Here is a 14,900-nt window from a genome sequence, read left to right as displayed (position 1 = left end):
CCGCCAGCCGCGGGCCGCTATGGCCTGTGGTCGCCGGCTTCGCACTGCCGCGCCTGCGATGCTCCGGTGGCCGGCTGGCGGCGGCTGCCGCTGCTGGGCTGGCTGTTGCTGCGGGGCCGCTGCGGTGCCTGCGGAGCGGCCATAGGATGGCGCTACCCGGCCATTGAATTGCTGACCTGTGCGCTGTTCGCCGCTTGCGCCTGGCGTTTCGGCGCCACGCCGCTCGCCCTGTCGGCGATGGGTTTGTCGGCCACGCTGGTGGCGTTGGCCTGGATCGATTTCGAATCGACACTGCTGCCCGACGTCCTGACCCAGCCGCTGCTTTGGGCCGGACTGCTGGTCAATCTGTTCGACGCGTTTTCCAGCCTGCAGATGGCGGTCGTGGGGGCGGTGGCGGGCTACGTCTTCCTGTGGGTTATCTTTCATGTATTCCGCCTGCTGACGGGACGCGAGGGCATGGGCTACGGCGACTTCAAGCTGCTTGCGGCCCTGGGCGCGTGGTTCGGCGTGGAGGCCCTGCCGACGCTGCTGCTGAGCGCATCGCTGCTGGGCGTGCTGATCGGCGGCGCGTTGACTTTGAGCGGCCGCGCCGGCCGCGGGCAGCCGCTGCCCTTCGGGCCCTATCTTGCGCTCGCGGGCGTGGTGACGCTGCTGGTGGGTGGCGAACTTGGACTGGGGCGGTTTTTGCAATAGGGCGGTTCATGCCCTGCATGGGATGGGCGGTATGTTGAAAATAGGTCTGACGGGCGGCATCGGGTCGGGCAAGTCCCGGGTGGCGGACATGCTCGCGGAATGGGGCGCCACGCTGATCGACACCGACGAGATCGCGCGCACGCTGACCGCCGCGGGCGGTGCCGCCATGCCCGCGATCGAACGCGAGTTCGGCGCGCGCGCGCTGACGCCGGACGGCGCGCTGGACCGCGCCTGGATGCGCGACCAGGCGTTTTCGGATCCGCAGGTGCGCTTACGGCTGGAAGCCGTGCTGCATCCCGTCATCGGGCAGGAGACCGAGAGCCAGGCCGATGCCGCGAGCGGCGCTTACCTGGTGTTCGTGGTGCCGTTGCTGGTGGAGTCGTTGCCGCGCTGGCGTGCGCGCCTGGACCGCATCTGCGTGGTCGACTGCGACCCCGACACGCAGGTGGCGCGGGTGCGCCAGCGCAGCGGGCTGACGGAGCCAGCCATCCGGCGTATCATGGCGGCACAGGCTGCGCGGGCAAGCCGTCTGGAAGTTGCCGACGACGTCATCGTCAATGACGGCGGCACCTCTCCGGAACAATTGCGCGCGCAGGCGAAGACCCTGCATGACCGCTGGCTGGCGCTGGCGAGCACGACGGGCCGGCAAGCCCCGGGCTAAGCCGGCACCCCTGAATAACATTGGCCAGCCGGCCAAACACAGATGGGCCTGTAAAGAAGCGTGATCGTTTACGAATACCCCTTCAATGAGCGCATCCGCGCTTATCTGCGGCTGGAATACCTGTTCGACAGGTTGTTCTTCTTTGCCCGAGAGGGGGACTCGCGCCTGCACCAGGTTGCCGTCACCTCCCTGTTCGACCTGCTCGACGCCTGCGAACGCACCGATGTGAAAGGCGCGGTCCTGCAAGACCTGGAGCGCCAGCGCATGGCGCTGGTCGGGCTGCGCGACCACCCGGGCGTGGCGCAGGATGCGCTTGAAGCCATGCTGCGCGAAATGGAAAAGGTGACCACGGCGCTGGCTGCGCCCGGCAAGACCGGCCAGTCCCTGCGCGAAAACGAATGGCTGACCAGCCTGCGCGGACGCTTGTCCGTGCCGGGTAGCGCCACGCAGGTCGACATGCCGTCGTACTTTGCCTGGCAGAACAAATCCGAGGCCGCCCGCTGCGCGGACCTGCAGGCCTGGGTGGCGCCCTTCATCCCTTTGTATGACGGCCTGACCCTGGCCCTGCGCCTGCTGCGCGAATCCGGCCGCAAGTCCGACATCGTGGGCGAGCAGGGCGCCTACCAGCAGATGCTGGGCGGCAAGCAGTTCCAGCTGCTGCGGGTCTGGCTGGACCCGTCCCAGGGCGTATTTCCCGAGATCAGTGCCAATAAGTACATGATCTGGATACGTTTTTCCACCCAGGACGGCGAATTCAAGCCGCAGCAGGTCGCGCGTGACGTGCCCTTCCAGATGACCCTTTGCAGTTCATAGGATGGGGGTGGCGCGGGCGTTCCCGCGCAAGAACACCGCCGCCCAACGCGCATAAGCCTGCGTGTAACCCTGCAGTAACCCATCAAGCAGCGCTTGGGCGGGACTGGGCCCGCCAGGCACCAGGGGTTAGGCTGCCCCGCCTGCGTTCTGCCCAGATTCCTGTTGCTCCCAGTTTCAACTAGGGATCGGGGCGCTGGAAACCGGGACGGTCTGGTACACAATACGGCTTTCTCCGCCTGTGCCGGAACTGTTCCATGCCTGATAGCCGTCCCGTATCTCCGCCCACCCGTTGGACCCGCCGCCGCCTTCTTGGGCTGGCGTTGGTATTGCTAGTTGCGGCGGGCATCGCCTGGCTGGTGTTGCGGCCCGCGGCCAAGCCGGGCGGAGCAGGCGGGCCGGGAGCGCGTGGCGGCAGGCCCCCGGCGGGCGCCATGATGACGCCGGCGGTGCCGGTGCGCGTTGCCACGGCGACCAGGCAGGACATCGACATCTTCCTGAAGTCGCTGGGCACGGTGACCGCCTACAACACCGTTACCGTGCGCAGCCGTGTCAGCGGTGAACTGGTGGAAGTGGCGTTCCAGGAAGGCCAGCGCGTGAAGGCCGGCGACCTGCTGGCGCAGGTGGACCCGCGGGCGTTCCAGGTGGCGCTGGACCAGGCGCGCGGCACGCAGATGCAGAATCTGGCGCAGCTGGAGAACGCCCGGCGCGATCTGCAGCGCTATCAGGCGCTGTACAAGCAGGACTCGATCGCCAAGCAGCAGGTCGATACGCAGGCCGCACTGGTGCGCCAGTACGAGGGCACGGTCAAGAGCGACCAGGCCAATGTGGACAACGCCCGCCTGCAGCTGGATTACGCGCGGATCACGGCGCCGATCAGCGGCCGCCTGGGCCTGCGCCAGGTGGATCGCGGCAATCTGGTGTCCAGTTCGGACGCCAACGGCCTGGTGGTGATCACGCAGACCCAGCCGATTTCCGTGGTGTTCACGCTGCCCGAGACCCAGCTGCCCGAAGTGCGCGCCGAGATCGCGGCCGGCAAGACGCTGGCCGTGGATGCCTACGACCGCGCCGACACCCGGCGCATCGCCACCGGCCAGCTGGAAACCATGGACAACCAGATCGACGTGACCACCGGCACCCTGAAGCTGAAGGCGCGCTTCGAAAACGCCGACGACGCGCTCTTCCCCAACCAGTTCGTCAACGTGCGCCTGCACGTGCTCACGCGCAAGGACGTGACCGCGATTCCCACCGCCGCCATCCAGCAAGGCTCGGCCGGCGCCTTCGTGTTCCTGGTGCAGCCGGACGACACCGTGCAGGTGCGCCAGCTGAAGCTGGGCGCGGTCAACAATGGCATGGTGGCCGTCAACGAAGGCCTGCAGCCCGGCGACCGGGTGGTGGTCGAAGGCACCGACCGCCTGCGCGCGGGAGCCAAGGTGGAAGTGGCAGGCGGCTCGGACGTGATCCCCGCCGCCCGCGACAAGAGCCTGGGCGCGGGCGCCCCGGCCGGCACCACGCCGCCGTCGAAATAGGCCGGGAAACATCGTGAGCCCGTCGCGCCTGTTCATTCTGCGTCCGGTGGCCACCACGCTGTCGATGGTGGCCATCCTGATCGCCGGTTTCATCGCCTACCGGCTGCTGCCCGTTTCGGCCCTGCCGGAAGTGGACTATCCGACGATCCAGGTGGTGACGCTGTACCCCGGCGCCAGCCCCGACGTGATGACCTCGCTGGTCACCTCGCCATTGGAGCGGCAGTTCGGGCAGATGCCGGGCCTGAACCAGATGTCGTCGACCAGTTCGGGCGGCGCCTCGGTCATCACGCTGCAGTTCAACCTGACCCTGCCGCTGGACGTGGCCGAGCAGCAGGTGCAGGCGGCGATCAACGCGGCCTCCAACCTGCTGCCCAGCGACCTGCCGGTGCCGCCGACCTACAACAAGGTGAACCCGGCGGATGCCGCGGTGCTGACCCTGGCGATCACCTCGCCCACCATGCCCTTGCCGCAGGTGCGCGACCTGGTCGATACGCGGGTGGCGCAGAAGCTGTCGCAGATCCCTGGCGTGGGCCTGGTCAGCGTGGCGGGCGGGCAGCGGCCGGCGGTGCGGGTGCAGGTCAATCCGCAGGCGCTGGCGGCCAACGGCCTGGCGCTGTCGGACCTGCGCACGGCCATCGTCGGCGCCAACGTCAACCAGCCCAAAGGCAATCTGGACGGGCCGCAGCGCTCCACCACCATCAATGCCAACGATCAGCTCAAGACGCCCACCGACTACAACGACCTGATCATCGCCTACAAGAACAACGCGCCGCTGCGCCTGTCCGACGTGGCGCGCGCGGTCGAAGGCGCCGAAGACACGCGCCAGGCGGCCTGGGCCGGCGATAAACCCGCCATCCTGCTCAACATCCAGCGCCAACCGGGCGCCAACGTGATCGACGTGGTCAACCGGATCCAGGCGCTGCTGCCGCAGCTGCGCGGCGCCTTGCCCGCGACCCTGGACGTGAGCGTGGTGTCCGACCGCACCCAGACCATCCGCGATTCGGTGGCCGACGTGCAGTTCGAGATGATGCTGGCCGTGGCCCTGGTGGTCATGGTGACTTTCGTGTTCCTGCGCAGCCTCACGGCCACGCTGATTCCCAGCGTGGTCGTGCCCTTGTCGCTGGTGGGCACCTTCGGCATCATGTATCTGGCCGGCTTCTCCATCAACAACCTGACCCTGATGGCGCTGACGATCGCCACCGGCTTCGTGGTGGACGACGCCATCGTCATGATCGAGAACATCGCCCGCCACATCGAGGAAGGCGAAACGCCGCTGCAGGCCGCGCTCAAGGGCGCTTCGCAGATCGGCTTCACGCTGATCTCGCTGACCTTCTCGCTGATCGCGGTGCTGATTCCGCTGCTCTTCATGACCGAAGTGGTGGGGCGGCTGTTCCGCGAGTTCGCCATTACGCTGGCGGTGTCCATCCTGATATCGCTGGTGGTGTCGCTGACCCTGACGCCCATGATGTGCGCGCGCCTCCTGCGCGCCGAGTCCGAGCAGAAGCATGGCCGCTTCCATCAGGTCACGGGCGCCTTCATCGACCGCGTCATCGCCGGCTACGACCGCTGGCTGCAGGTAGTGCTGCGGCACCAGACGCTGACGCTGATCGTGGCGCTGGCGACCTTCGCGTTGACCGTGCTGCTTTACATGGTGATTCCCAAGGGCTTCTTCCCGCAGCAGGACACCGGCCTGATCCAGGCCATCACCCAGGCGCCGCAATCGATCTCCTTCCCGGCCATGTCCGAGCGCCAGCGCACGGCGGCGCGCCTGGTGCTGGAGGATCCCGACGTGCAGGCCGTGTCGTCCTTCATCGGGGTGGACGGCAGCAACGCCACGCTCAGCGCCGGCCGCATGCAGATCGCGCTCAAGCCGCAATCCGAGCGCAAGGGCGACCTGCGCACGGTGATGGCGCGGCTGGAGCAGGCCCTGGCGAAGCAGGACGGCCTGACGGTCTACATGCAGCCGGTGCAGGACCTGACCATCGAGGACCGCGTGAGCCGCACGCAGTACCAGATGACCTTGTCCAATCCCGATCTGAAAGTCCTGAGCGAATGGACGCCCAAGCTGGTGAACCGATTGCGGCAGGTGCCCGGCCTGAAGGACGTGACCGACGACCTGCAGGACGACGGCCTCCAAACCTGGGTCGAGATCGACCGCGACGCCGCGTCGCGGCTGGGCATCACGGCGGCCGTGATCGACGAGGCCCTGTACAACGCCTTCGGCCAGCGGCTGATTTCCACCATCTTCACCCAATCCAACCAGTATCGCGTGGTGCTGGAGGTCGAGCCGCAGTTCCAGGTGACGCCGGCCTCGCTGGGGCAGATCCACGTGCCCACTTCGACCGGGGCGCAGGTGCCGCTGTCGTCGGTGGCGCACATCAGCGAAGGCAAGACCGTGCTGGCCGTGAACCGGCTGGACCAGTTCCCCATGGTGACCGTGTCCTTCAACCTGGCGCCGGGCGCCTCGCTGTCCGGCGCGGTGGAGGACATCATCGCGGCCGAGGCCGAGATCGGCCTGCCCACCGGCGTCGAGACGCGCTTCCAGGGCGCGGCGCTGGCGTTCCAGAATTCGCTGTCCAGCACCCTGTGGCTGATCCTGGCCGCGGTGGTGACGATGTACATCGTGCTGGGGGTGCTGTACGAAAGCTATATCCATCCCATCACCATCCTGTCGACGCTGCCTTCGGCAGGCGTCGGGGCGCTGCTGGCTCTGCTGATCAGCGGCACCGAGCTGGACATGATAGGGATCATCGGCATCATCCTCCTGATCGGCATCGTCAAGAAGAACGCCATCATGATGATCGACTTCGCGCTGGATGCGGAACGTAAGCGCGGCCTGAGCCCGCGCGCGGCCATCCATGAGGCGGCGCTGCTGCGCTTCCGGCCCATCCTGATGACCACGCTGGCCGCGCTGTTCGGCGCGCTGCCGTTGATGCTGTCGACCGGCACGGGTGCGGAGTTGCGACAGCCGCTGGGCCTGGTGATGGTGGGCGGGCTGCTGCTGTCGCAGGTGCTGACGCTATTCACGACGCCCGTCATCTACCTGATGTTCGACCGCATGTCGCGCCGCTGGCGCGGCGTGGACCAGGCCCCGGCAGGGGATGCGTCATGATCCTGTCGGCACCCTTCATCGTCCGGCCCGTAGCGACCACGCTGCTGAGCCTGGCGGTTGTGCTGGCAGGCTTGCTGTCGTTCTTCCTTTTGCCGGTGGCGCCGTTGCCGCAGGTGGACATTCCCACCATTTCGGTCTCGGCCAGCCTGCCGGGCGCCAGTCCCGAAACCATGGCGTCCAGCGTGGCCACGCCGCTGGAGCGTTCGCTGGGCAGCATTGCCGGCGTCACCGAGATGACCTCCAGCAGCTCGCAGGGTTCCACCCGCATCACGCTGCAATTCGATCTTTCGCGCGACATCAACGGCGCGGCCCGCGACGTGCAGGCCGCCATCAACGCGGCGCGTTCGCTGCTGCCGACCAGCCTGCGCAGCAATCCCACGTATCACAAGTCCAATCCGTCCGATGCGCCCATCATGACCCTGGCGCTGACGTCCGACACGCTCAGCCAGGGCCAGCTGTACGACATCGCTTCGACCATCGTGGCGCAGAAGCTGTCGCAGGTGGACGGCGTGGGCGAAGTGACGGTGGGCGGCAGTTCGCTGCCGGCGGTGCGCGTTACCGTGCTGCCGGGCGCGCTGGCCAACCGCGGCGTGTCGCTGGACCAGCTGCGCGCCACGCTGGCCAATGCCAACGCCAACCGCCCCAAGGGCGTGCTGGAGAATGACCGCTACCACTGGCAGATCATGGCCAGCGACCAGCTCAGCCGCGCCGAGCAATACCGGCCGCTGATCGTCGCCTGGAAGGACGGCGCGCCGGTGCGCGTGTCCGACGTGGCCCGCGTCGAAGATTCGGTCGAAGACCTGTACCAGACCGGCTTCTACAACGACCGCAAGGCCATCCTGATGATCGTGCGGCGCCAGGCCGACGCCAATATCATCGAGGCGGTGGACGCGGTGCGCGCTCAGTTGCCCATTCTGCAGGCCCTGATGCCGGCGGACGCCCATATGACGGTGGCTCAGGACCGCACGCCCAGCATCCGCGCGTCGCTGCACGAAGCCGAACTGACGCTGATCATCGCCGTGGGCCTGGTGGTGCTGGTGGTGCTGCTGTTCCTGCGGCGCTGGCGCGCGGCCATCATTCCCAGCGTGGCGGTGCCGGTGTCGCTGATCGGCACCTTCTGCGTCATGTATCTCAGCGGCTTCACGCTGAACACCATTTCATTGATGGCGCTGATCGTGGCGACCGGCTTCGTGGTGGACGACGCCATCGTGGTGCTCGAGAACATCATGCGCCACGTGGAGCGGGGCATGTCGCCGATGCGCGCGGCGCTGCGCGGTTCGCGCGAAGTGGGCTTTACCGTGCTGTCGATGAGCCTGTCGCTGGTGGCGGTGTTCATCCCCATCCTCTTGATGGGCGGCGTGGTGGGCAGGCTGTTCCGCGAGTTCGCGGTGACGCTGTCGGCCGCCATCATGGTGTCGCTGGTGGTGTCGCTGACCTTGACGCCGATGATGTGCGCGCGCCTGTTGCGCCAGGAAGCGCCCGAAGAGAAGCCGCCCGGACGGCTGGCGCGCTGGGCCGAGCGCGGCTTCGAGTCCATGCAGGATGGCTACCGGCGCAGCCTGCGCTGGGCGCTGACGCACAGCCGCCTGATGATGCTGATCCTGGCCGTTGCCGTGGGCCTGAACGTCTACCTTTACACGGTGGTGCCCAAGGGCTTCTTCCCGCAGCAGGACACGGGCCAGCTGCTGGGCTTTTTCCGGGTGGACCAGGGCACCTCGTTCCAGGCCACGGTGCCCAAGCTGGAGGCGTTGCGCAAGGTGGTGTTGGCGGATCCGGCGGTGCAGAGCATGACCGGCTATGCCGGCGGACGCGGCGGCAGCAACAGCAGCTTCATGCAGATCCAGTTGAAGCCCCTGGAAGAGCGCCAGGTCTCGGCGGACGTGGTCATCAACCGCCTGCGCGGCAAGCTGCAGAACATGCCGGGCGCGCGCATGTTCCTGGTGTCGCAGCAGGACATCCGCATCGGCGGCCGCCAGAGCCAGGGCTCCTACGACTACTCGCTGATGGCGGGCGACCTGCAATTGCTGCGCACCTGGATGCCCAAGGTGCAGCAGGCGATGGCGCAGATTCCCGAGATCACCGACGTGGACACCGACGTCGAGGACAAGGGTCGCCAGATCAACCTGGTGATCGATCGCGAGGCCGCGACCCGCCTGGGCGTGAGCATGTCCACCATCTCCACCGTGCTGAACAACTCGTTCAGCCAGCGCCAGGTGTCGGTGATGTACGGGCCGCTGAATCAGTACCACGTGGTGCTGGGCGTGGATCCGAAGTTCGCGCAGGACATCGAATCGCTCCGGCAGGTCGAGGTCATCACCACAGCCGGCGCGCGCGTACCGTTGTCGGCCTTCACCCGCCTGGAAAACGCCAACGCGCCGCTCAGCGTGCAGCACCAGGGGCTGTTCGTGGCCGATACCATCTCGTTCAGCCTGGCGCCGGGCGTGTCGCTGGGCCAGGCCACCAGCGCCATCGATGCGGCGGTGGCGCGCATCGGCCTGCCTTCCGACCAGATCCAGGCCGGCTTCCAGGGCACGGCCGCGGCCCTGCAGCAGACGCTGGCGCAGCAGCCCTGGCTGATCCTGGCCGCGCTGGTCACCATGTACATCGTGCTGGGCATTCTGTACGAGAGCTTCGTCCATCCGCTGACCATTCTGTCGACCCTGCCGTCGGCCGGCCTGGGGGCGTTGCTGGCGCTGCTGCTGGTGCGCTACGACTTCACGCTGATCGCGCTGATCGGGGTGTTCCTGCTGATTGGCATCGTCAAGAAGAACGCCATCATGATGGTGGACTTCGCGCTGGACGCCGAGCGCACCCAGGGCATGAGCCCGCGCGACGCGATCTTCCAGGCCTGCCTGACGCGCTTTCGCCCCATCATGATGACGACCATGGCGGCCATCTTCGGCGCGCTGCCGCTGGTGCTGGCCACCGGCGCCGGGGTCGAGATGCGCCAGCCGCTGGGCATTACCATAGTCGGCGGCCTGGTCCTGAGCCAGATCCTGACGCTGTACACCACGCCCGTGGTCTATCTTTACCTGGACCGCTTCCGTCTCTGGGCCGCGCGCAGGCGTGCGCCCAAGGATGGGTCCTCCGCTTCCATAGAACCTACATGATGCGCATCGCCAAGCCTGTCCCGAACCTGTTTCTTCCCCGCAGCATCGCCGCGGCTGCGCTGTGCGCGCTGCTGGGCGCTTGCGCGGTCGGCCCCGATTACCAGCGCCCGGCGCTGGACGTGGGCGCGACCTACAAGGAAGGCCAGGGCGAAGTCGAAGGCTGGAAGCCGGCCCGTCCGCTGGACCAGGCCGAGCGCGGCGACTGGTGGCGGGTCTATGACGACGCGACCTTGAACGGCCTGGTGGAGCGCCTGAACGCCTCGAACCAGACCGTGGCCCAGGCCGAGGCCAACTACCGGCAAGCGTTGGGCCTGGTGCGCGGCGCGCGCGCCGGCTTCTTCCCGACGGTGGGCGCGGGCGCGGGCATGACGCGTTCGGGCAGCGGCGGCGGGCAGAACGGTTCCACCTCTGCTTCCGGCAGCAATGTCTCGAACCAGTATTCGCTGACCGGCAGCGTCAGCTGGGAAGTGGACCTGTGGGGCCGCGTGCGCCGCAGCGTGGAATCCTCGGAAGCCAGCGCCGCGGCCAGCCTGGCCGACCTGGGCGCCACGCGCCTGAGCGCGCAGGCCGCGCTGGTGCAGGCCTACCTGCAACTGCGCGTGCTGGACGAGCAGAAGCGCCTGCTGGACGCCACCGTGGCGGCCTACGAAAAATCCTTGCAGCTGACGCAGAACCGCTACGCCGTGGGCGTGGCTGGGCAGGCTGACGTGGCCGTGGCGCGGACGCAGGTGGAAAGCACGCGCGCGCAGTCCATCGACCTGGATTGGCAGCGCGGCCAGCTCGAACACGCCATCGCCGTGCTGATGGGCCAGGCGCCGTCGCAATTCAGCCTGCCGCCCACGGTATTCGCGCTGCAACTGCCGCAGATCCCGGTGGGCCTGCCGTCCGAACTGCTGGAGCGCCGGCCCGACGTGGCGGCAGCCGAGCGCCGCGCGGCCGCCGCCAATGCACAGATCGGGGTGGCGCAAGCGGCATGGTTTCCCAGCCTGATCCTGTCGGCCGACGGCGGTTTCCGCAACGGCCAGTTCGCGGAACTGCTGACGGCGCCGGCACGCTTCTGGTCGCTGGGGCCGGCGCTGGCGCTGACCATATTCGACGGCGGCGCGCGCGAGGCGCAAGTGGAACAGGCCCGCGCCTCCTACGACGCGCAAGCGGCCGCTTACCGTCAGACGGCCTTGACCGGACTGCGCGAGGTCGAGGATTACCTGATCCAGTTGCGCGTCATGGAGAACGAACAGGTGGTGCAACGCCGCGCGCTGGAATCGGCGCGCGAATCGCTGCGCCTGACCCAGAACCAGTACAAGGCCGGCCTGGTCGATTACCTGAGCGTGGCGGTGGTGGACGCCACGGCGCTCAACAGCGAACGCAATGCGCTGAGCTTGCTGGGCAACCGCTTCGCGGCCAGTGTCAATCTGATCGTGGCGCTGGGCGGGGGCTGGGAGGGCTTGCCTCCCGCCGGGGCGCAGGCGCGGGCGGACAATCAGGCCGCGCCTGCGGGAGCAGCGCCCGCGCAGCCCTGATGTTCCGCCGCGCGGATGCGTGATGGAACACTGGCGTGGCCAGGGCCAGTGGCGTTTCAGCCGCGCGGCATGAAGGCGATGACCAGCCAGGCCGCCGCCGCCGGCACCGCGAACACCAGCAGCAGGATCGGCAGCTCCTCACGCACCGTGTAGCCGGCGCGCGTGACGCCGACCCACATGTTGACGACAGCCATCAGCAGCCACGCGGGCAGGAACCATTTGGCGGCGGCAATCGAGCCGGCCGCGTCGCCGCCCCATTGCTTGCCGAACAGCGCGAACACGGCCAGCAGCAGCAGGCCTCCGACGATGGTCAACAGTACGTGCATGGCGCCGCTCCTATTTGGTGGTGTAGCCGCCGTTGATCAGGACGGTCTGCCCGGTGATCCACCAGCCGTCCGACACCAGGAACCGGATGAAGGGTACGACGTCTTCGATATCGGTCAGCCCGGTTTTCGAGAACGGCGACAGGGCGGCCGCGGTCTTATGGTACGCCACTGCGTCGGCGCCTTCGGCCGGATAGAAGAACGGCGTGTCCATGGGGCCGGGGCCTACCGCCGTCACCGAAATGCCGCGCGCGCCGAATTCCTTGGAGGCGGCGCGGGTGTAGTGTTCCACCGGCGCCTTGGTGCCGGCATAGGCCGCGTAGAAGGGCGTGTAGGCGCCCAGCAGCGAGGTCACCAGCGTGCAGATCTTGCCGTTGTCGTTGACGTGGCGGCCGGCCTCCTTCAAGAAGAAAAATGCGGACTTCGAGTTCACCGCGGTCATCTCGTCGTATTCCGCCTCCGTGATTTCGGTGAAGGGCTTCTTCAGCACTTTGCCGACGGTATTGATCGCAATGTCCGGCCGGCCTACCGCGGCTACCGCGTCTGCAAACAATTTTTCCATCGCGCCGGCCGAGGTCAGGTCGGCCTGCAGGGCGACGGCCTGCGCGCCCGCCGCCTTGACGGCGGCGACCGTCGCGTCCGCGTCGGCCTTGGTACCCGCGCTGTTGTAGTGCACCGCCACCGCCCGCGCGCCTTGTTGCGCCAGATCCCGCGCGATCAGTCCGCCCAGGTTCTTCGCGCCGCCCGCGATGATGATGGTTTTGCCTTTGATTCCGTGGTCTGCCATGGTCCTCTCCGCTTTCGGGCCGCCGGATGCGAGCCCTGGTGCAGACGATGATATATTCCAAAAAATCCGTATAAAACCGCTATTTCTGTTATCTCTATCCATAAATAACGAACAGTGAGGCTGGCCCTCGCAGGAGCCATTCCCCAATGGATCGCATAGACCTGTTTCGGGTGTACGCCCGCGTCGTCGAGTGCGCGAACTTCTCGCGCGCGGCGGATACGCTGGGCCTGCCGCGTTCCACCGTGTCCGCCGCCGTGCAGGAACTGGAGGGCCGGCTGGGCGCGCGGCTGCTGAACCGCACCACGCGGCAAGTGGCGCCCACGCAGGAGGGCGCGGCCTTCTATGAGCGCTGCCTGCGCCTGGTGGCCGACATGGAGGAAGCCGAGAACCTCTTCCGCCACACTTCGGTAGGCCCCAGCGGCATGTTGCGCATCGACGTGCCCGGTCGCATCGGCCGCCTCATCGTGGCGCCGGCGCTGCCGGAATTCCTGGAAGCCTATCCGCAGATCGACGTCACGCTGGGCGTGACGGACCGGGCCGTCAATCTGATCGAGGAAGGGGTGGACTGTGTGCTGCGGGTCGGCGTGCTGCCGGACTCGGGCCTGGTGGCGCGGCCGATAGGCATGCTGCGGCTGATCAACGTCGCCAGCCCGGCCTATCTGGCGCGCCAGGGCGTACCGGCGACGCCGGACGATCTGGCGGCGGGGCATGCCTGCGTGAACTACGCTTCGCCATCGACTGGCCGGCTGGCGCCCTGGGAATGGCTGGATGGCGGCGAGTCCCGCACCGTGCAGCTGGGCGGGCGGGTCACGGTCAACAGCGCCGAAGCCTACATCGCCAGCTGCGTCGCGGGGCTGGGCCTGATCCAGATTCCGGCCTACGACGTGCAGCCGCAGATCGCCGCGGGCGAACTGGTCGAAGTCATGCCGGACTATCAGCCCGCGCCCATGCCGATGACGCTGCTCTATCCGCAGCGCCGCTCGCCATCGCGGCGGGTGCAGGTGTTCGCGGACTGGCTGGAAGCGCTGCTGCGGCCGGCTTGCGGCCTGGGTTGAAGGCAAAAAAAGGCCGGCCGTCGCGCTGACGGACCGGCCTCGTGGGCGGCGGGATCACAGCCGCCGGGTCTGCTGCAGTCGGAACTACAGCTGGATCGCCGACAAGTCCGGACGCCGCAGGTGCCAGTCAGTCGCTGCCTGGAACGCCATGCCGATGCGGCCCAGCGCGTCTTCGCCGTTGGGCTGCCCCAGCAGTTGCACGCCGATGGGCATGCCGTCCGCCGAGAATCCGGCGGGCAGGGCCAGGCCCGAAGCATTGACGTAATTGCCAGGGCGGGTGAATGCCGCCAGCGGCGTGGCGGCCTCGTCCACCTCCTCCAGCGGGCAGGCGGCAAATGGCAGGCAGGGCGCGAGGACCGCGTCGTAGTCGCGCATCCAGTCCTGCCAGGCCGCGCAGGCGCGGGCATGGGCCTGCAGCGCCTGCACGTAGTCCGCGGCGCTTGTCTGCTTGCCGCCCAGGATGCGGGCGCGCACGTAGCGGCCCAAAGGCAGGCTGTCGTCCTCGATGTAGTCGCGGTGCTGGGCGTAGGCTTCGGCCGCGATGATGAGGCCGTTGCGCAGCATCATGTCGTGGAAATCGAAGGGGAAGGGAGCTTCCACGCATTCCGCGCCCAGGTCCGCCAGCGCGCGCCGCGTATCGTCCAGCGCGTTCTGTACTGTTGCATCGATGGCGATGGGGTACTGCGCTTGCGGCATGACGGCGATGCGCGCGCCGGCAAGCGGCTTTGCGCCCGTGCGCGGATCACGGTAGCGGTAAGCGGGCACGCCACGCGTCACCGGATCGCGCGGATCGGGGCCGGACATGGCCGCGGTCAGCAGCAAGGAATCGCGGGTGTCGCGGGTCAACGGACCGATCGAATCCAGGGTGTGGGACAACGCTACCGCGCCGTACAGGCTGATGAGTCCGCGCGTGGTTTTCAGGCCGGTGATGCCGTTGAGCGCCGCCGGAATCCTCACCGAGCCGCCGGTGTCCGAACCCAGCGCGGCTGGCGCCAGGCCCGCGGCCACGGCCACGCCGGAGCCGCTGGAGGAACCGCCGGGGATGCGGGCGCGCACCAGGTCCCAGGGGTTGCGCGGGGTGCCCATGACGGGGTTGGTGCCCCAGCCGCCGAAGGCGAACTCCACCATGTGCGTCTTGCCCAGCACCACCATGCCGGCATCGATCAGACGGGTGACGGCCGTGGCTGTGGTGGCGCTGCGGCGCTCGCGCCAGGCTTGCGAGCCGGCCGTGGTGATCTGGCCCTGGATGTCGCACAGGTCCTTGACGGCCACGGGCAGGCCGTCCAGCGGGCCGAGCAGG

Annotated in this window: 11 protein-coding genes; 8 read left to right on the top strand and 3 right to left on the bottom strand. The window is 67.9% G+C overall.

What is annotated here, in order from left to right:
• From VIR09_RS02740 to VIR09_RS02710, 7 genes are all read left to right on the top strand, one after another.
• Positions 1 to 693: A24 family peptidase (locus VIR09_RS02740; protein WP_332011496.1), on the top strand; the 693-nt coding region annotated here is incomplete at its 5' end.
• Between the two features lie 31 nt (positions 694 to 724).
• Entirely contained in the window at positions 725 to 1,354 is a 630-nt protein-coding gene (gene coaE, locus VIR09_RS02735; protein WP_332011495.1) for a dephospho-CoA kinase, read from the top strand.
• Between the two features lie 60 nt (positions 1,355 to 1,414).
• On the top strand, positions 1,415 to 2,167 hold the full coding sequence (zapD, locus tag VIR09_RS02730) for a cell division protein ZapD (RefSeq protein WP_207471125.1): 753 nt from the start codon (positions 1,415 to 1,417) through the stop codon (positions 2,165 to 2,167).
• Positions 2,168 to 2,421: 254 nt separating this feature from the next.
• Positions 2,422 to 3,693 carry an MdtA/MuxA family multidrug efflux RND transporter periplasmic adaptor subunit gene (locus VIR09_RS02725; protein ID WP_332011494.1) on the top strand — a complete coding sequence of 424 codons (1,272 nt, stop codon included), beginning with the start codon at positions 2,422 to 2,424 and terminating at the stop codon, positions 3,691 to 3,693.
• A gap of 13 nt (positions 3,694 to 3,706) precedes the next feature.
• Positions 3,707 to 6,805 (top strand): MdtB/MuxB family multidrug efflux RND transporter permease subunit, encoded by a 3,099-nt coding sequence (locus VIR09_RS02720; RefSeq protein WP_332011493.1) that lies wholly within the window; start codon positions 3,707 to 3,709, stop codon positions 6,803 to 6,805.
• On the top strand, positions 6,802 to 9,915 hold the full coding sequence (locus tag VIR09_RS02715) for a multidrug efflux RND transporter permease subunit (protein ID WP_332011492.1): 3,114 nt from the start codon (positions 6,802 to 6,804) through the stop codon (positions 9,913 to 9,915). The genes VIR09_RS02720 and VIR09_RS02715 overlap by 4 nt, the downstream gene beginning before the upstream one ends.
• On the top strand, positions 9,912 to 11,435 hold the full coding sequence (locus tag VIR09_RS02710) for an efflux transporter outer membrane subunit (protein WP_332011491.1): 1,524 nt from the start codon (positions 9,912 to 9,914) through the stop codon (positions 11,433 to 11,435). Before VIR09_RS02715 ends, VIR09_RS02710 begins: the two co-directional genes overlap by 4 nt.
• A gap of 56 nt (positions 11,436 to 11,491) precedes the next feature.
• On the opposite strand, the gene VIR09_RS02705 is transcribed toward VIR09_RS02710, so the two are convergent.
• Complete coding sequence (locus tag VIR09_RS02705; RefSeq protein ID WP_332011490.1) at positions 11,492 to 11,761, bottom strand: hypothetical protein; 270 nt, start codon at positions 11,759 to 11,761, stop codon at positions 11,492 to 11,494.
• A 10-nt stretch (positions 11,762 to 11,771) separates the two neighbouring features.
• The gene (locus tag VIR09_RS02700) at positions 11,772 to 12,545 is read right to left on the bottom strand and encodes an SDR family oxidoreductase (RefSeq protein ID WP_332011489.1); all 774 of its coding nucleotides are present in this window, start codon (positions 12,543 to 12,545) and stop codon (positions 11,772 to 11,774) included.
• A gap of 146 nt (positions 12,546 to 12,691) precedes the next feature.
• Here VIR09_RS02700 and VIR09_RS02695 point away from each other — a divergent pair, with 146 nt between their 5' ends.
• Positions 12,692 to 13,600 carry a LysR family transcriptional regulator gene (locus VIR09_RS02695; RefSeq protein ID WP_332011488.1) on the top strand — a complete coding sequence of 303 codons (909 nt, stop codon included), beginning with the start codon at positions 12,692 to 12,694 and terminating at the stop codon, positions 13,598 to 13,600.
• 84 nt (positions 13,601 to 13,684) lie between these two features.
• Here the strand turns inward: VIR09_RS02695 and VIR09_RS02690 are convergent.
• The coding region (locus VIR09_RS02690; protein WP_332011487.1) for an amidase at positions 13,685 to 14,900 on the bottom strand (1,216 nt) is incomplete at its 5' end.

It is taken from the genome of Achromobacter sp. (genome assembly GCF_036567245.1).
Lineage (GTDB): Bacteria > Pseudomonadota > Gammaproteobacteria > Burkholderiales > Burkholderiaceae_B > Achromobacter.
This window is presented reverse-complemented; position numbering and strand designations above follow the sequence as displayed.